The 16806-nt window shown below is 65.2% G+C and carries 13 protein-coding genes and 1 pseudogene; 7 read left to right on the forward strand and 7 right to left on the reverse strand.

All coding sequences use genetic code 11. The features are described 5' to 3' along the window. The first annotated feature begins 4 nt into the window (after window positions 1-4). The 3 genes from AACG97_RS12480 (at window position 5) to ilvA (ending at window position 3554) form a co-directional block, all read left to right on the forward strand. Window positions 5-1303, forward strand: coding sequence for an ATP-binding protein (locus AACG97_RS12480; protein ID WP_197885598.1), 1299 nt, complete (start codon window positions 5-7; stop codon window positions 1301-1303). A 79-nt stretch (window positions 1304-1382) separates the two neighbouring features. Continuing rightward, a complete protein-coding gene (locus tag AACG97_RS12485; RefSeq protein WP_009686655.1) occupies window positions 1383-1814 on the forward strand; it encodes a PACE efflux transporter in 432 nt (143 codons plus the stop codon). A gap of 180 nt (window positions 1815-1994) precedes the next feature. Continuing rightward, a complete protein-coding gene (ilvA, locus tag AACG97_RS12490) occupies window positions 1995-3554 on the forward strand; it encodes a threonine ammonia-lyase, biosynthetic (protein WP_115294016.1) in 1560 nt (519 codons plus the stop codon). A gap of 44 nt (window positions 3555-3598) precedes the next feature. On the opposite strand, the gene AACG97_RS12495 is transcribed toward ilvA, so the two are convergent. The 4 genes and pseudogenes from AACG97_RS12495 to AACG97_RS28010 form a co-directional block, all read right to left on the reverse strand. Beyond that, complete coding sequence (locus AACG97_RS12495; protein WP_110679824.1) at window positions 3599-4447, reverse strand: ABC transporter permease; 849 nt, start codon at window positions 4445-4447, stop codon at window positions 3599-3601. Then, window positions 4444-5460: an ABC transporter substrate-binding protein gene (locus AACG97_RS12500; protein WP_225785574.1), complete on the reverse strand. Its 1017-nt coding sequence runs from the start codon at window positions 5458-5460 to the stop codon at window positions 4444-4446. The genes AACG97_RS12495 and AACG97_RS12500 overlap by 4 nt, the downstream gene beginning before the upstream one ends. A gap of 80 nt (window positions 5461-5540) precedes the next feature. Continuing rightward, complete coding sequence (locus AACG97_RS28005; RefSeq protein WP_370593759.1) at window positions 5541-6296, reverse strand: methyl-accepting chemotaxis protein; 756 nt, start codon at window positions 6294-6296, stop codon at window positions 5541-5543. 102 nt (window positions 6297-6398) lie between these two features. Beyond that, window positions 6399-7685, reverse strand: a pseudogene (locus AACG97_RS28010) (PDC sensor domain-containing protein); the annotation flags it as partial. A gap of 237 nt (window positions 7686-7922) precedes the next feature. Between AACG97_RS28010 and AACG97_RS12510 the strand changes: the two are divergent. Next, window positions 7923-9242, forward strand: coding sequence for a Na+/H+ antiporter family protein (locus AACG97_RS12510; RefSeq protein WP_115294019.1), 1320 nt, complete (start codon window positions 7923-7925; stop codon window positions 9240-9242). 13 nt (window positions 9243-9255) lie between these two features. On the opposite strand, the gene AACG97_RS12515 is transcribed toward AACG97_RS12510, so the two are convergent. The 3 genes from AACG97_RS12515 to AACG97_RS12525 form a co-directional block, all read right to left on the reverse strand. Further along, on the reverse strand, window positions 9256-10263 hold the full coding sequence (locus AACG97_RS12515; RefSeq protein WP_110679821.1) for a FecR family protein: 1008 nt from the start codon (window positions 10261-10263) through the stop codon (window positions 9256-9258). A 140-nt stretch (window positions 10264-10403) separates the two neighbouring features. Next, entirely contained in the window at window positions 10404-12173 is a 1770-nt protein-coding gene (locus AACG97_RS12520) for an acyl-CoA dehydrogenase C-terminal domain-containing protein (RefSeq protein ID WP_182365099.1), read from the reverse strand. Window positions 12174-12278: 105 nt separating this feature from the next. Continuing rightward, window positions 12279-13901, reverse strand: a complete 1623-nt coding sequence (locus tag AACG97_RS12525) for an acyl-CoA synthetase (protein WP_225785573.1) — start codon at window positions 13899-13901, stop codon at window positions 12279-12281. Window positions 13902-14126: 225 nt separating this feature from the next. Between AACG97_RS12525 and AACG97_RS12530 the strand changes: the two genes are divergently transcribed. The 3 genes from AACG97_RS12530 to AACG97_RS12540 all read left to right on the forward strand — a co-directional run bounded on the left by AACG97_RS12530 (window position 14127) and on the right by AACG97_RS12540 (window position 16782). After that, window positions 14127-15503, forward strand: coding sequence for a sensor histidine kinase (locus AACG97_RS12530; RefSeq protein ID WP_115295280.1), 1377 nt, complete (start codon window positions 14127-14129; stop codon window positions 15501-15503). A gap of 11 nt (window positions 15504-15514) precedes the next feature. Next, entirely contained in the window at window positions 15515-16147 is a 633-nt protein-coding gene (locus tag AACG97_RS12535; protein WP_009686668.1) for a response regulator transcription factor, read from the forward strand. A gap of 161 nt (window positions 16148-16308) precedes the next feature. Continuing rightward, complete coding sequence (locus tag AACG97_RS12540; RefSeq protein WP_009686669.1) at window positions 16309-16782, forward strand: MarR family winged helix-turn-helix transcriptional regulator; 474 nt, start codon at window positions 16309-16311, stop codon at window positions 16780-16782. Window positions 16783-16806: the final 24 nt, after the last annotated feature.

A 16806-nucleotide genomic window follows, 5' to 3' on the forward strand; every position in this document is an offset into this window, starting at 1 on the left:
GGCCATGCTCAAGATCCTGGTGCGGCTGTACCTGGTGATCATCATTGCCTATGCCGGTGCGCTGCTGCTTATCCCCGACAGTATCGTCGGTCTGTTCCATGAACGGTTCATGGCCTACAACCTGGACCAGGCCAAGGGTGTGCAGTCGATGGTCGTGCGCCAGTTCCGCCAGGCGCCGCGCGAGCAGTGGCCAGCGGTAGCGCAGGAGCTGGCGGGTGATTTCGCACCGCTGCAACTGCGGCTGTTGCCCATGGACCAGGCGGGCCTGAGCGACCAGGAGGAGGCGCGCCTGGCGCAGGGGCTGCACGCGGTACGCATTGGCGAGTGGGGCTATTACGAAACCGTGCTGGCCCCCCTGGACAAACAGTGGCTGGTAGAGCTGCATTCGCCGCCCGACCCGTTCGACATCAACGTATTGTCCTGGGGGGTGACCGTCTTGATCGGTGCCGCCATGCTCGGCTGCCTGCTGCTGTGGGTGTGGCCGCACTGGCGGGACCTGGAGCGCCTGAAGGAAACCGCACGGCGCCTGGGCCAGGGGCACATGGCCGAGCGTACGCACATCTCGCCGCACTCCAACATCGGCGAGCTGGCCGGGGTGTTCGATACCATGGCCAGCGACCTTGAGCGGCACGTCAACCAGCAACGCGAGCTGCTCAATGCGGTGTCGCACGAGCTGCGTACGCCGTTGACCCGGCTCGACTTCGGCCTGGTGCTGTTGTTCGACGAAGTGCCGCCAGCCAGCCGCAAGCGCTTGCTGGAACTGGTTGGCCATGTGCGCGAGCTGGATGAGCTGGTGCTGGAATTGTTGTCGTACAGCCGGCTGTACAACGCCGACCAGGCCCGCGAGCGGGTCGAGGTGTCGTTGCTGGAACTGGTCGACAGCGTGCTGGGCGGCTTCGCCGAGGAGCTCGATGGCCGTGGCATCCAGTGGGAAGTTCGCGCCGAAGGCGAGCTACCCCGCTTTGTGCTGGACCCGCGGCTCACCGCCCGGGCCGTGCAGAACCTGGTGCGCAATGCCATGCGTTACTGTGACCAAAGCCTGTTGCTGCGCTTGTGCCTGGACCAGGACGGCGCGTGCCTGTTGACGGTGGAAGACGACGGTATCGGCATTCCGGTAGCGGAGCGGGAGCGGATCTTCCAGCCGTTCTACCGGCTGGACCGCAGCCGTGACCGGAACACCGGTGGTTTTGGCCTGGGCTTGGCGATCAGCCGGCGTGCGATCGAGGGCCAGGGCGGTACGTTGACTGTCGCACAGTCGGCGCTGGGCGGAGCGCAGTTCCGCATCCGCTTGCCTGCCCGTTAGCAGGCGGCAGGGGCGTACAGGCTTTTTCTTCTCGGCCAGTTCTTGTAGGTTTACAGTTCTTCAAGCCAGGGAGCTGAACATGCAAGGCAAGGCACGCAAGATCGTCCAGGCCATTCTTTACGAGGCCATCGCCGTCGCCTGCGTGGCCCCGGCACTGGCGTTGGCGTTCGGCGCCGGCATGGCGCAATCCACAGTGCTGTCGGTGCTGATGTCAGGCATCGCCATGAGCTGGAACATGGGTTACAACTGGGTGTTCGAGCGCTGGGAGGCGCGCCAGCAGCGGCGTGAACGTACGTTCACCCGGCGCCTGCTGCACGCCCTGGGCTTCGAGGGTGGGTTGGTGCTGATCCTGCTGCCGCTGGTGGCTTACTGGCTGAACGTCAGTCTGTGGGCGGCGCTGCTCACCAACCTGGCATTGTTCGTGTTCTTCTTCGTGTACGCCTTCGTGTTCCAGTGGGGCTTCGACAAAGTGTTCGATGTGCCGCTGTCGGCGCAGCAAGCCAAGTGTTGACGTGGGCCTGCGCGGCAAGCTAAGTTCCTGGTCTATGAACACTTACCCGCACGTGAACGCCATTATTATTACCGCCATTATCAGCTTGGCGGGCTAGCGCGTACGTGCACCGAACCCGCCCTGGAGGCGGGTTTTTTCTCTCTGACTCCTGGGCAACGTAAAAACGCCAAGGAGTCATCGATGACCAGCTTCAGCACACCCCGTACCCCAGCAACCCCCCAGCAACTGCTGTCGGAGCATGTGCGGCGCATTCTTGCCGCGCCGGTGTACGACCTGGCTATCGAAACGCCGCTGCAAGCTGCCCCGGCCTTGTCTGCCCGCCTGGGTAACCAGGTGTTGCTCAAGCGTGAAGACCTGCAGCCGACTTTCTCGTTCAAGATCCGCGGTGCCTACACCCGCCTGTCGCGGCTTGGCACCGCGCAACGCGAGCGCGGGGTCATCACGGCGTCGGCGGGCAACCATGCCCAGGGCGTGGCCCTGGCAGCTGCGCACCTGGGCATGAAGGCCACCATTGTCATGCCCACCACCACACCGTCGTTGAAGGTGGAGGGGGTGCGCTCACGCGGTGGCCATGTGGTGTTGCACGGCGAGAGCTTCCCGCATGCCCTGGCCCATGCCTTGAAACTAGCCGACCAGGCCGGCGCCACCTTCGTGCCGCCGTTCGATGACCCCGATGTCATCGCTGGCCAGGGTACGGTGGCCATGGAAATACTGCGCCAGCACCCGGGTGCGCTGGACGCCATCTTCGTGCCGGTGGGCGGCGGTGGCCTGATCGCCGGTATCGCCGCCTACGTGAAGTACCTGCGCCCCGAAGTGAAGGTGATTGGCGTCGAGCCGGACGACTCCAATTGCCTGCAAGCGGCTATGGCTGCGGGGGAGCGGGTGGTCCTGCCGCAGGTGGGCAGCTTTGCCGATGGGGTGGCGGTGGCGCAGGTCGGCGCGCATTGTTTCGAGTTGTGCCGGCATTTCGTCGACGAGGTGCTGACGGTGAGCAGTGACGAACTGTGCGCAGCGATCAAGGATATCTACGATGACACCCGTTCCATCACCGAGCCTTCCGGCGCATTGGCGGTGGCCGGGATCAAGCAGTATGTGGCGCAGCACGGCGCACAAGGGCAGACCCTGGTGGCGATCGATTCCGGCGCCAACGTCAACTTCGACCGTTTGCGCCATGTGGCCGAGCGCGCCGAACTGGGCGAGCAGCGCGAGGCAATCATTGCAGTGACCATCCCGGAGCAACCCGGCAGCTTCCGGGCGTTCTGCCAGGCACTGGGCAAACGCCAGATCACCGAGTTCAACTACCGCTACTACCCCGGCCAGCAGGCGCGCCTGTTCGTCGGGGTGCAGACCCACCCGGTGCACGACCCGCGCAAGCAACTGCTGGCCAGCTTGGCTGGGCAGGGTTACGCCGTACAGGACCTGACCGACAACGAGTTGGCCAAGTTGCATGTGCGCCATACCGTGGGCGGTCATGCCGCCCCGGGGGCTACTGAGCGGGTGCTGCGCTTCGAGTTCCCGGAACGGCCAGGGGCGTTGCTGGGTTTTCTGGAGCGCTTGGGCAAGCACTGGAACATCAGCCTGTTCCATTACCGCAACCATGGCGCGGCCCAGGCCCGGGTGCTCGCCGCCCTGGAAGTGCCAGCGCAAGAGCTGGCGGGCTTGCCAATGGCGCTGGATGCCATGGGCTACCAGTACTGGGATGAGACCGACAACCCGGCCTACACACTGTTCCTGGGCTGAGCCGGGGTTGGCGGGTCCGCGGTCAAGCGGACCCGCCGCGCCGTTCAGCGTGCACCGCGCCCGTAGGCCTGGCTGATGCGGTCGATGACCATGGCCAGGGCGACGATCGCCAGCCCGGCTTCCACACCCTGGCCTACGTTCAAGGTCTGGATACCGGCCAGCACATCCTCACCCAAGCCGCGCGCGCCGATCATCGACGCCACCACCACCATCGACAAGGCCATCATCACCGACTGGTTCAGCCCGGCCATGATGCTGGGCAGCGCCAGCGGCAGGGCTATGCGCCGCAACCGCTGCCAGCGGCTGGCGCCCAGCCCGTGGGCGGCCTTCAGCAACGACGGGTCGATCTGGCTCAGGCCCAGCTGGGTCAGGCGCACCAAGGGTGGCAGGGCGTAGATCAGGGTGGCGAATACAGCCGGCACCTTGCCCAGCCCAAACAGCATCAGCACCGGGATCAGGTACACGAACGCCGGCAGTGTCTGCATCACATCCAGAACCGGCAGCAACAACCGCCTGGCCAGTGGCCGGGCGGCCAGCAGGATGCCCAGCGGTACGCCAACCAGTACGCACAAACCCGTACTCACCAGCACCAAGGCCAGGGTCTGCAGCAGTTTGTCCCACAGCCCGAGCATGCCGATCAGTGCCAGCAGGGCCACCAGCACCACGCTGCGCAGCAGGCTGCGGCTGGCGTGCCAGGCCAGCAGGCCGACCATCGCCAGCAGCAGCCACCAAGGCACCAGGCGCAGCAGGTTCTCCAGCCCGACCAGCACCTGCAGCAACTGGTCGGACACGTTGCGCAAGTGGTCGCCGTAGTGCAACACCAGCCAGTCGACCACGCGGTTGACGCTGTCAGCGATGGAAAACTGCAAGGCTTGAGGGAAACCGCCGCTCACAGGCTGGCCTCGACCTTGGCGGCGATATCGGCGGGCAGCCAGGCCTTCCATACCTCGCGGTTATCGCGCAGGAAGGCCAGCGCGGCATCGTGCGGTGGCGTGCGCTTTTCACTCATGTTCGCCAGCGCCTGGTTCAGGCGCTGGATTGGCAAGTCGACCTGCTCGAAGACACGCACAAGGTCCGGGTAGCCATCGCGAAACGCCTTGGACACCCCGATCGACAATTTCGCCGGAAGTGACTGGCTGCCTTGGGGGTTGGGGTTGCTTGCATCGGTGAGGGTGGCCCAGGCGTTGGCATCGAACGGGGGTTCTTGCAGGCGTACGAGCTTGTAACGGCCCATGAGGGGGGTAGGGTTCCAGTAGTAGAACAGCACGGGCTGGCCACGGCGGATGGCCGAGGTGATTTCGGCATCCATGGCGGCACCGGAGCCACTGCGGAAGTTGGTGTACAGCTCATTCAAACCGTAGGCCTTGAGCTTCTGGCTGTTCACGGTTTCGGAGGTCCAGCCGCTGGGGCTGTTGAGGAAGCGGCCTTTGTCGGGCGACTCGGGGTCGCGAAACACCTGCGGGTAGCGCTTGAGGTCCTGGACTTGGCGCAGGTCGGGGGCACTGGGCTTGATGCCACGGGCAGGATCGCCCTCTATCACATAGGCCGGCACCCACCAGCCTTCTTCGGCATTTTTTACCGTGTCGCCCAAGGCGAATACCTGGCTGGCCTGCTCGGCCTTGACCCAGGCGGGGCTGCGCCCGGCCCACTCCTCGGCGATGACCTGAAGGTCGTTACGTGCCAGCGCCACCTCCATGCTGACCGTGCTGCCGGGCAGGGTGTCGGTGGGGTAGCCGTAGCCGCGCTCGACAATCAGCCGCAATATCTCGGTGGTGAGTGCGCCGCTTTCCCAGCTGATGGCGCCGAAATGAATGGGGGCGGGCTGGTCGGCCGCTGCTGCGCTATCGGTGCTGGCCAGGCCAACCGTCAGCAGCAGCCCGGCCAGGAGCGCGGGGATTGTTTTCATGTGCACCTCGTCGTCGACAGTGCGGCAAGTGTAGACGACGAGGTTGGGCTGCCCTGGGGTCCACTGGCGCCCCCAATGCTTCAGACGCGGAACTGGTCCATCAGCGCCTGCTGCTGGTTGGCCAGGCTGTTCAGCGACTGGCTGACCCGGGCTGACTCATTGGCCTGGCCGGACAGCGATTCGGTCACGTCACGAATGGTGGCCACGTTGCTGTTGATTTCCTCGGCCACCGCGCTTTGTTCCTCGGCGGCCGAGGCAATCTGCAGGTTCATGTCGGTGATCACCGTCACCGCCTGGCCGATGCGCTGCAGCGCGGTCACCGCCTGGCCGACCTGCTCGACACCGCCCTGCGCCTGGCGGTGGCTCTGGTCCATGGCGCCGACCACTTCGCGGGTGCCGTTCTGCAGCGCCTCGATCACCTGGCGGGTTTCTTCCACCGACTCCTGGGTGCGTTGGGCGAGGTTGCGCACCTCGTCCGCGACCACGGCAAAGCCCCGGCCGGCCTCGCCAGCGCGCGCTGCCTCGATGGCGGCGTTGAGCGCCAGCAGGTTGGTCTGTTCGGCAATCGAGCGGATCACTTCCAGCACCGAACCGATCTTCTCGCTGTTCTGTGCCAGGCCCTCGACCTCGGCCATGGCATCGCTCATGTTGGCGGCCAGGGCGTCGATGCTGCTGGTGGTCCGATCGATCACCGCCAGGCCTTCCCGGGTGGCCTGGTCGGCATCACGTGCCGCCTGGGCGGCCTGGGCGGCGCTGCGTGCCACATCCTGAGCGGTGGCGCTCATTTCATGCGAAGCGGTGGCTACCTGGTCGACCTGGCGGTACTGCTGCTCCATGCCGGCGCTGGTTTCAGTCGCGATCGCCGAAGACTGGTCGGCGGTACCCCGGGCGGCCTGCACCGAGCGTTTCACCTCGGCGATGGTCGGTTGCAGCTTGTCGAGAAAACGGTTGAACCAGCCGGCCAGTTCACCGAGTTCGTCCTGCTTCTGGTAAGCCAGGCGCCGGGTGAGGTCACCTTCGCCGCTGGCGATATCCTTGAGCATGGCGGCCACGCCAAGAATCGGCCGGGTGACCCCGCGCGCCATCAGCCATACCAGCAGCAGGCCGGCGATCGCGGCAGCCAGGCCCAGGCCGAGTTCCAGCAAGGTTCCGCTGGTGTTCAGTGTGTCCAGTTCCTGCTTCAGTGCTTCAGCGGGGCCGGTCAGGGCATTTTCCGGCACATCCAGCAACACGCCCCAGGGCTGGGCATCAGGGATTGGCCGGAACGCGGCAAGCACTTTCAGGCGCTGCTGGTCATGCAGAATGCTCAGCTTGCCAGCGGCCAGCCTGCGCACCAGTTCGGCGCCATGGGCCGGGTCGACCTGGTCGACGCGCTGGGCCAGCTTGCTGGCGTCGGCGCTGTAGCCGGCCAGCAAGCCGACCGGGCTGAGAATGCCGACCCGGGTGCGGCCCTCGTACAGGTTGCGGCTGGCCTCTTCGCTGAGTGCCTGCAGGCTGTTGAGGTTGATGTCGATGGACAGCGTGGCGATGATCTTGCCATTGACCGTCAGCGGGAAAACGATACTGGTCATCAGCACTTGCTGGCCGTCGATGGCATAGAAGTACGGCTCCACCACGCACACCTTGCCGGTAGTGCGCGGGCATACCCACCAGGTGTTGGCCGGCTGGCCACTGGGGCCGATCTCGGTGTTGGCCATGTCATGTTCAGGCAGTGCCATGGCCGTCAGATGGCCGGCACGCGGCTGCGACCAGTACAGGGCGAAGCGCCCGGTCTCGTTGCTGCCCAGTTCCGGTTTGTCGGCGAACAGGTTGTCCTTGTTGTCCAGTGCATTGGGCTCGAACACCAGCGACAGGCCAAGCAGGTCGGGGTTGGCCTGCAAGGCGGCGCGTACCTGGCGCGTCATGTCCTCGCGCAGGTCGAAGGCATCGAGAAAGCGCTTTTCGGCCTGTTCGCGCAGGAACAGCACCTGGCGGGCGAAACCGGCACCGTACTGGTAGGCGTCCATGAACTGGCGGCGAATGTTCAACGCCTGTACTTCACCTTGCGACTCGATGCGCGACTGCGCCGCCTCGGTCAACATCTGCATGCTGCTGGCCTTGACCAGGTCCGAGCTGTGGTCCATGCGGTACAGCGACAGGCCGACGAGCAGGGTGACGATGCTGGCCAGGCAAAGGCCGGCGAGCAGGGTGATCTTCCACTGGATGGAGAGTTGTCGCAAAGGCATGGGGCGTTTCCCTTTTTCAATGCAGTAAGGGTTATGGCTTTGGGCAGGGTGGGCAGGTCGTGGGGGCAGGCAAGTGGCCCCAACATCACCGTATCGGCGCTGTAGGATTTTTCTTTATTCAAACATTCAATTTAAATTTCTCGCCGGTGAAATCCGCCGCAACCTGGCAATTTTGACATCTGCCGCCCACTGCTTCAGAGTTCGCGCTTTTTTCTGTCGTAAAGAGGTAAGCCCACCATGAATGCAGTGATCGCCGCGGTCGGCATCATGCTGATACTCAGCCTGTCCCGCGTGCACGTGGTCATCGCCCTGATCATTGGCGCCCTCGTCGGCGGCCTGACCGGTGGCCTGGGAATGGAAGGCACACTCAAGGCCTTCAACGGCGGCCTCGGTGGTGGGGCCACGGTGGCCTTGTCCTATGCATTGCTGGGCGCCTTTGCCGTGGCGATCGCCAAGTCCGGCCTGGCCCATGCCCTGGCCGACCGCGCCCTGGCCATGATCGACCGCCAGGGCCATGCCAATGCTGGCAAGCTCAAGTGGCTGATGATCGGCCTGATGCTGGCGGTGGCGGTGTCGTCGCAGAACATCCTGCCCATTCACATCGCCTTCATCCCGCTGCTGGTGCCGCCGCTGCTGTATGTGCTGACCCGCCTGCGCATCGACCGGCGGCTCATCGCCTGCGTGATCACCTTCGGCCTGATTACCCCCTACATGTTTCTGCCGGTGGGCTTTGGCAACATTTTCCTCAATGAAATCCTGTTGGCCAACGTGGCCCGCGCCGGTGTCGACGTGAGCGGCATCAACGTCACCCACGCCATGGCGATCCCGGCTGCCGGCATGCTTGTCGGCCTGTTGCTGGCCGTGTTCGTCAGCTACCGCAAGAAACGCGACTACGACCTGGCACGCATTGCCCAGGTGGAGCAGGTGAGCGTGCAGTACAACCCGGTGACGCTGCTGGTGGCCGGGCTGGCGATTGCGGCGGCGTTCATCGTGCAACTGCTGCTCGATTCGATGATCATCGGCGCCATGGTCGGCTTTCTGATCTTCTCGTTGTCGGGCATCGTCAAGTGGCGCGACACCGACGACCTGTTCACCGAGGGCATGAAGATGATGGCCATGATCGGCTTCATCATGATCGCCGCCTCGGGCTTTGCCGAGGTGATGAAGGCCACGGGCGAGGTGAACAGCCTGGTGCAGGCTTCGGCGCAGTGGATCGACCACAGCAAGGGCGTAGGTGCCTTGCTGATGCTGCTGGTGGGGCTGCTGGTGACCATGGGCATCGGTTCGTCGTTTTCCACCGTGCCGATCCTTGCTGCGATCTTCGTACCACTGTGCGTCCAACTGGGCTTCGACCCGCTGGCCACGGTATGCATCGTCGGCACTGCCGGTGCCCTGGGTGACGCCGGCTCGCCGGCGTCGGACTCCACCTTGGGCCCGACCTCCGGGCTTAACGTGGATGGCCAGCACCACCACATCTGGGACACCGTGATCCCGACCTTCATCCATTACAACCTGCCGTTGCTGGCGTTCGGCTGGCTGGCGGCCATGACCTTGTAAGGCGGGGCGGGCGTCAGCCTTTGCCAGGCGGCGGCGAAATGCGGTTGAGCACGGTGCTGCCGTCCTTGCTGCGGGTCAGGTAGACCGGCAGCACCTTGGGCAGGTTGTTGACCAGGCGTTCCACCTCACGGGTATTGTAGACACCGCTGATGCGGATGCGCCCGGTGCTGGCATCGGCCAGCCGCAACGGCGCGTCGAGGTAGCGGTTGATCACCGGTAGTGCCTGTTCCAGGCTGAGGTTGTCGAGCACCAGTTTGCCGCTGCGCCAGGCCAGGCTATTGCCAACGTCGCCGCTCTGTTCCAGTTGCGGTTCGAAGTCGCCCTTGTGGTAGCTGGCCTGCATGCCAGGGCCAAGGCGATAGCCGCCGGCGCTGCCGTCGCTGGAGACCAGCACCGAACCTTCCAGCAACGTGACCTTGACCTGATCACGATACTTCCACACGTTGAACTGGGTGCCGGTCACGCGCGTCTGCCCGCGGCCGGCGCGCACGATGAACGGGTGGCTGCTGTCGTGCCAGACCTTGAAGAACGCTTCGCCACGCTTGAGTGTGACCTGGCGCTGGTCCTTGTAATTGAGGAAGGTCAGCTCGCTGTGCAGGTTGAGTTGCACCTGGCTGCCGTCGCTCAGGACCACGCTCTGCATGTGGTCAGTCGCTTCGAAGTGCTGGTAGCGATTGGGCAACCAACCCTGTTCCCAGCCGAACCAGCCCGCCAGTGGCAGCACGGCCAGGGCGATGGCGGCGGCAGAAGCCAGGGGCCGCCAGTTACGCCGGCGCCTGATGGCGATGGCCGCTGGGTTGACGTCCATGATCGTGGCGGTGCGCGGCAGCAGGTCGGCGGTTTGCCAGATTTCCAGCATGGCCTGGTACTCATCGGCATGCCTGGGGTCAGCCGCCTGCCAACGCAGGAATGCCTCGCGCTCGGCCGCCGTGCAATCGTCTGCATGCAAGCGCATGCACCAATGCGCGGCGGCGTCGGTGATCGCATCGTCAGGGGTGGGCTTGAGGCGGTCTTGGTTCATTGCGGCTCCGGGTTTTGCGCATTCTACCCTTGCGCATGGGCCCCGGAGAACCTGGGTAATGGCGAATGACTATCAGTTGTGCCGGTTTTCCGCTGGAATTGCAACGGTTTTGAGCGTTTGAGAACCTTTCGCGCCCGCCGTCAGAACTGCGCTGCTGCCAGCCCGTACAGGCTGGCACTGCCTGCACGAATGCTGGCCTCCAGTGCCAACTCGCGCGGCAACACGCGCTGGAAGAAAAAGTCCGCACAGGCCAGCTTGGCGCCGTAAAACCCGCTGTCTTCATGCTGTTTGGCCAACGCCACCGCCGCCATGCGTGCCCACATATAGGCATACGCGGTAAGCCCGAACAGCTGCAGGTACTCCACCGCCACCGCACTGACCAGGTTCGCGTCTTCAGTGGCGCGTGCCTGCAACCACGCGCTGGTGGCCTCCAGCCGCGTCAGGCTTGCCTGCAAGGCTGCCCGGTGCAGTGGGGCTTCCAGGCTGAACGCCCGTACCTCGGCGGCGAAGCTGGCCAGTGCCTGGCCGCCGTCAGCCAGCACCTTGCGCCCCAGTAAGTCGAGGGCCTGGATGCCGTTGGTGCCTTCGTAGATCTGCGCGATGCGCACATCACGTACCCGTTGCTCCTGGCCCCATTCGCGAATGTAGCCGTGGCCACCGTACACCTGCTGGCCGAGCACGCAGCTTTCCAGGCCGTTGTCGGTGAAGAACGCCTTGGCCACCGGGGTCAACAGCGCCACCATGCGCTGGGCCTGCTCGCGTTCACTGCCAGCTTCGGCATAGCGCGCCAGGTCGAGCTGCTGGCCCACATAGGCGGCAAACGCCCGGCCCCCTTCGGTGAGGGTGCGCATGGTCAACAACATGCGCCGCACATCGCCGTGGTGGATGATCGGGTCGGCGGCTTTGTCCCGCAGCTGCGGGCCCACGGCGGCGCGGCTCTGCAGGCGCTCGTTGGCGTAGCGGGCAGCCGCCTGGTACGACGCCTCGGCACAGCCGATGCCCTGGATGCCGATCGACAGGCGTTCATAGTTCATCATGGTGAACATGGCCGCCAGGCCCTTGTTCGGGGCGCCCACCAGATAACCCGTGGCTGCATCGAAATTCATCACGCAGGTGGCCGAGGCCTTGATGCCCATCTTGTGTTCGATCGAGCCGCAGTGGGCAGCATTGCGCTCGCCCAGCCGGCCATTGGCGTCAACCAGGAACTTGGGCACCAGGAACAACGAGATGCCCTTGGCACCGGCGGGCGCATCGGGCAGCTTGGCCAGCACCAGGTGGATGATGTTCTCGGTCAGGTCCTGCTCGCCGCCGGTGATGAAGATCTTGCTGCCGGTGATGCGGTAGCTGCCGTCGGCCTGGGCTTCGGCGCGGCTGCGGATCAACCCCAGGTCGGTGCCGGCATGCGGCTCGGTCAGGCACATGGTGCCGGCCCAGCGCCCTTGGTAGAGGGGCGGCAGGTAAGTGGCCTTGAGCGCCTCGCTGGCGTGCGCATCGATCGCCAGGCAACTGCCAGCGCTCAGCGCCGAATACAAGCTGAAGCTGCAGTCGGCCGCGTAGAGCATCTCTTCGAACAGCACCCCCAGCATCTTCGGCATGCCCATGCCGCCATAGGCCGGGTTGCCGCCCAGGCCGACCCAGCCGCCCTCGCGGTAGGTGTTCCACGCTTCGCGGAAGCCATCGGGCGTCGTGACGCTGCCGGCGTCGAAACGCACGCCTTGCTCGTCACCCTGGCGGCTGAGCGGGGCGACCAGCTGGCTGCTGACCTTGGCCGCTTCTTCCAGAATGGCGTCGGCGGTGTCGGCGTCTATGTGCTCGGCCAGGGCCGGCAGGCGCGCCCACAGGGCCGGGGCGTTGAATACATCGTGCAGTACGAAGCGCATGTCGCGCAGGGGGGCAGTGTAGGTGGTCATTGGCGGCTCTGGAAAAATGGCACATCAGGGTTGGCCCTTCGCGGCTGATCCCGCTCGCGCAACAGCGGGCGCATGTGGGTCAAGCCGCGAACAGGCCCCATGGGGTCAGAGGGTTCTGGCGCGGTCGCGCAGCAAGTACTTCTGGATCTTGCCGGTGGAGGTCTTGGGCAGCTCACCGAACACCACCGTCTTCGGCACCTTGAACCCGGCCAGGTGCTCGCGGCACCAGCTGCTGATGTCGGCTTCGCGCGTGTCTTCGCGGCCGGGCTTGAGGGCGACGAAGGCGCACGGGGTTTCGCCCCACTTTTCGTCCGGGCGGGCCACCACGGCGGCCTCCAGCACTGCCGGGTGCTTGTACAGTGCGTCCTCGACTTCGATGGTGGAGATGTTCTCGCCGCCGGAAATGATGATGTCCTTGAGCCGGTCCTTGATCTCCACATAGCCATCGGCGTGCCACACGGCCAGGTCGCCGGTATGGAACCAGCCCCCACGGAAGGCTTCAGCGGTAGCTTCCGGGTTTTTCAGGTAGCCCTTCATCACGGTATTGCCGCGCATGAAGATCTCGCCCAGGGTGTTGCCATCGCGCGGCACAGGTTCGAGGCTTTGCGGGTCCGCGACCATCAGCCCGTCGAGGGTGGGGTAGCGTACCCCCTGGCGGGCCTTGATTTGCGCACGCTCTTCCAGCGTCAGCGCATCCCATTCCTCGTGCCAGGCGCACACGGTCACCGGGCCGTAGACCTCGGTCAGCCCATAGGTGTGGGTCACCTTGATGCCCATTTGCTCGACGGCGCCAATGACCTTGGCCGGGGGCGCTGCGCCGGCCACCATCGCCTGCACCGGGTGCTCGATGGCAGCCTTGGCTGCCTCGGGCATGTTGACCAGGGCGTTGAGTACGATCGGCGCACCGCACAGGTGGCTGACCCGGTGTTCGCGGATCAGGTTCAGGACCTTTTGCGGGTCGACCCGGCGCAGGAACACGTGGGTGCCGGCCAGGGCGGTGATGGTCCAGGGGTAGCACCAGCCGTTGCAGTGGAACATCGGCAAGGTCCACAGGTACACCGGGCGATGGCCCATGGCCCAGGTCATCTGGTTGCCAATGGCGTTCAGGTACGCGCCACGGTGGTGATAGACCACGCCCTTGGGGTTGCCGGTAGTGCCGGAGGTGTAATTCAGCGAAATGGCCTGCCACTCGTCATCCGGCCAGTCCCAGGCAAATGCCGGGTCGCCCTCGGCAAGCAGGGCTTCATAGTCCAACGTGCTGACTGCGCGGCCCTCACCGTATTCCGGGTCATCCACATCCACCACCAGTGGCGGGTGCTCGAGCAGGGCCAGGGCGGCTGCGATGACCGTGTGGAATTCGCGGTCGGTGATCAGCACCTTGGCTTCGCCATGCTGCAGCATGAAGGCAATGGCCTCGGCGTCCAGGCGCACATTCAGGGTATTGAGTACGGCACCGGTCATCGGCACGCCGAAATGCGCTTCGAGCATGGCCGGGATATTCGGCAGCATGGCCGCTACCGTGTCGCCACGGCCAATGCCGCGGCCGACCAGGGCGCTGGCCAGGCGTCGGCAGCGTTGGTAGGTTTCCTGCCAGTTACGGCGGATGGCACCGTGAATGACCGCGGGGTAGTCGCCGTACACGGCGGCGGTGCGCTCGATGAAACTCAGCGGGGTGAGGGCGACATGGTTGACGGCAGCGGGCTGCAGGCCCTGGGCATAGATCGACATGCGGTAGTCCTGTAAGGGAGGCAGGCGCAGCGGCTGCTGCCTGGCCCCCGGTGGCTGATTGTTAGCTCTGTTCAGGGTGCACAGGGAGGCGCACGGTGGGGCGCTCCCTCTGTCGCATTTTTACGCGAATGGCTATGGTAATAGGAATATCGACCATAGCAATATAGTAGAAATACTATATAGGAGCCCTTCAACGTGGATCAACCTGCCGCCTGCCTGCTGGCCATGGACCCACAACCGAGCCTGCTGCTGGCCGCCGATGCCAGCGTGGTGGCGCTGAACCCGGCCTTGCAGGCCTGGGTTGCCGAGGGGCCTACGTTGCGTGCTTGGCTACCGGCCAACTGTACGGCGCTGGTCCGCGCCTGCCTGCGCCAGCACCGCGCAATCAGCGACGTGGAGGTACAGGTCGGCGCGCGCACCGTGCTCTGGACCTTCATGCCGGACGACCAGGGCCAACAGGTGCTGGGCCGCTGCCGTGACGCCAGCGAAGAGCGCCAGGGGGCACGCGAAGCCAGCCGCGCCAGGCGCCTGTACCGGTTGATCATCGAGAACACCACCGACCTGATTTCGCGGCACAGCCCCGATGGCCGTTTTCTCGATGCCTCACCGGCCGCCCACCGTCTGTTGGGCCTTTGGCCTGAGCAACTGCGTGGCAGGCTGGTGCATGGCCTGCTGCACCCGCGGGAGCGCCGCCAGGTGCTGCGCCAGGCCGCCGCTGCACTGGACCAGGACGGCTACCACACCATGACTTGCCGGGTGCGCCAGGCCAGCGGGGGCTACCGTTGGTTCGAGATCGCCAGCCGGGCGATCCGCGAAACCTACACGGGCGCGGTGGTGGAGGTGGTCAGCGTGTCTCGCGACATCACCTTGCGAATCGAAGCCCAGGAGAACCTGGCGCACAGCGCGCGGCTGGCCACCCTGGGTGAACTGGCTTCGGGCATTGCCCATGAGCTCAACCAGCCGCTGGCTGCCGTGGTCAACTATGCCAACGCCAGTCAGCGCTACCTGCACAGCCTGGGGCGTGACCCGCAAGCCCTGGAGCGGGTGGGGCAGGGCCTGCAGCGTATCAGCGAGCAGGCTACCCATGCCGCCGAAGTGATCCGCCGCCTGCGCGCGTTCCTGCGCAAGGGGCCGCGGCGCCTGCAGGCGCTGGACGTGGCTGAAGTGGCTGGCGAAGCCATGCGCCTGTGCGCCTGGGAGGCCGCCCGTGACCAGGTGCAGATCGAGCTACGCGTCAGCGCGCAACTGCCTTCGGTGTACGCCGACCGGGTGCTGTTGGAGCAGGTGCTGCTCAACTTGCTGCGCAATGCCATAGAGGCCAACCGTGAACACCACGGCGAGCGGCCATCGCATATCCTGCTTGGCGCAACGCGGGATGGCGACGGCGTGCTGGTCGAAGTCGCCGACCAGGGCACAGGGGTCGCGCCTGAACGCCTGGACGCGATTTTTACGCCGTTCACCACCAGCAAGGCGGATGGGCTGGGCCTGGGGTTGAGCATGAGCCGCAGCCTGATCGAAGGCTTCGGCGGCAGCCTGTGGGCGCGGGTGGGAGACAACGGTGGTCTGGTATTGTGCTGCCGGCTGGTGGTCAGCAGGCGCTAAGGGGAGCTGCGGTGCAAGCAAAAGTCTATGTGGTCGATGACGACCAGGGGATGCGTGATTCGACCGTCTGGTTGCTGCAGTCGGTAGGCCTGCAGGCGTTGCCATTTGCCACCGGGCAGGCGTTTCTGGAGGCGTGCGTCGACGACGGGCCTGCCTGCGTGCTCCTGGATGTGCGCATGCCGGGGCTCGGTGGCCTTGCCGTGCAGCAGGCCATGCACGCGCGTGGGCTGGCCCTGCCGGTGGTGTTCGTCAGCGGGCATGCCGATGTGCCCATCGTGGTACGGGCGTTCAAGGCGGGCGCCTGTGACTTCATCGAAAAGCCCTACAACGATCAGTTGCTGCTCGACAGTGTGCAGGCCGCACTGGAGCGCGCGGGGCGGGTACGCCAGGGCGATCAGGCGCTGGCGCAGGTGCAGGCGCGTATCGACAGCCTCACACCGCGAGAGCGTGACGTGTTCGTGCCGTTGGCCCAAGGGCTGAGCAACCGTGAAATCGCCGAGCGCCTGGGCATCAGTGTGAAAACCGTCGACCTTTACCGCGGCCGGGTAATGAAGCGGCTCCAGGCGGCCAGCCTGGCAGAGCTGGTGGGCATGGCCATAGCCTGCGGGGCGGTCGAAGCGTTGGGGCTGCGGGCTCGGCAGTAGCAACGCGGGTGGCGCCATGGCCAAGGGCGGGGCTTGCGCAAGCCACGACCGTGGGTACCGAACGGGCTGAATGATGAAATTTTGCATAGCAAGCTAATCAAGGCTTTGACATTCACTGCCTAGGCAGTAATATTTTCACACAACTCCCCGAGCGGTTATCGATGGCCCATTTTTCCCCCGAAAACTTCCAGAGCTGCGCCATTGGCATGCTGCTGGGGCGCGCGGCGATCCTCAAGGACCGCATCCTCGACTGGCACCTGGAGTCGGAGGGCGTGACCGCCGCCCAGTTCAAGGTGTTGATCATCGTCACCCAGTACCAGGTGGATACGCCGGCCGAACTGTGTCGCTACCTCGGGCTGGACAGCGGTTCGATGACCCGCATGCTCGACCGCCTCGAGCAGAAGGAGCTGATCGTGCGTAACCGCTGCGCCGACGACCGGCGCCAGGTGCGCCTGGCGCTGACGGCCGATGGCCAGCGCCTGGCCGACCGCCTGCCGGAAATCGGCGCTGCCGCCATGAACGAACTGTGCGGCGTGCTGGCCCCAGAAGAGTTGCAGACCCTGGAAGGCCTGTTGGCCAAGGTCCTGCTCAATGCCGGCGACCCCTTGACGGTGCGCCGCTTCGGCGACCGTTGAACCCTGTCACGAATTTTCAAGGTA

It is taken from the genome of Pseudomonas sp. Nvir (assembly GCF_963778085.1).
Lineage (GTDB): Bacteria > Pseudomonadota > Gammaproteobacteria > Pseudomonadales > Pseudomonadaceae > Aquipseudomonas > Aquipseudomonas juntendi.

Coding starts and splice junctions, on each gene's coding strand:
- AACG97_RS12480 (WP_197885598.1), top strand. CDS start 5: ATGCTCAAGATCCTGGTGCGGCTGTACCTGGTGATCATCATTGCCTAT.
- AACG97_RS12485 (WP_009686655.1), top strand. CDS start 1,383: ATGCAAGGCAAGGCACGCAAGATCGTCCAGGCCATTCTTTACGAGGCC.
- ilvA (WP_115294016.1), top strand. CDS start 1,995: ATGACCAGCTTCAGCACACCCCGTACCCCAGCAACCCCCCAGCAACTG.
- AACG97_RS12500 (WP_225785574.1), bottom strand. CDS start 5,460: ATGAAAACAATCCCCGCGCTCCTGGCCGGGCTGCTGCTGACGGTTGGC.
- AACG97_RS28005 (WP_370593759.1), bottom strand. CDS start 6,296: ATGGAGCAGCAGTACCGCCAGGTCGACCAGGTAGCCACCGCTTCGCAT.
- AACG97_RS12510 (WP_115294019.1), top strand. CDS start 7,923: ATGAATGCAGTGATCGCCGCGGTCGGCATCATGCTGATACTCAGCCTG.
- AACG97_RS12515 (WP_110679821.1), bottom strand. CDS start 10,263: ATGAACCAAGACCGCCTCAAGCCCACCCCTGACGATGCGATCACCGAC.
- AACG97_RS12520 (WP_182365099.1), bottom strand. CDS start 12,173: ATGACCACCTACACTGCCCCCCTGCGCGACATGCGCTTCGTACTGCAC.
- AACG97_RS12525 (WP_225785573.1), bottom strand. CDS start 13,901: ATGTCGATCTATGCCCAGGGCCTGCAGCCCGCTGCCGTCAACCATGTC.
- AACG97_RS12530 (WP_115295280.1), top strand. CDS start 14,127: ATGGACCCACAACCGAGCCTGCTGCTGGCCGCCGATGCCAGCGTGGTG.
- AACG97_RS12540 (WP_009686669.1), top strand. CDS start 16,309: ATGGCCCATTTTTCCCCCGAAAACTTCCAGAGCTGCGCCATTGGCATG.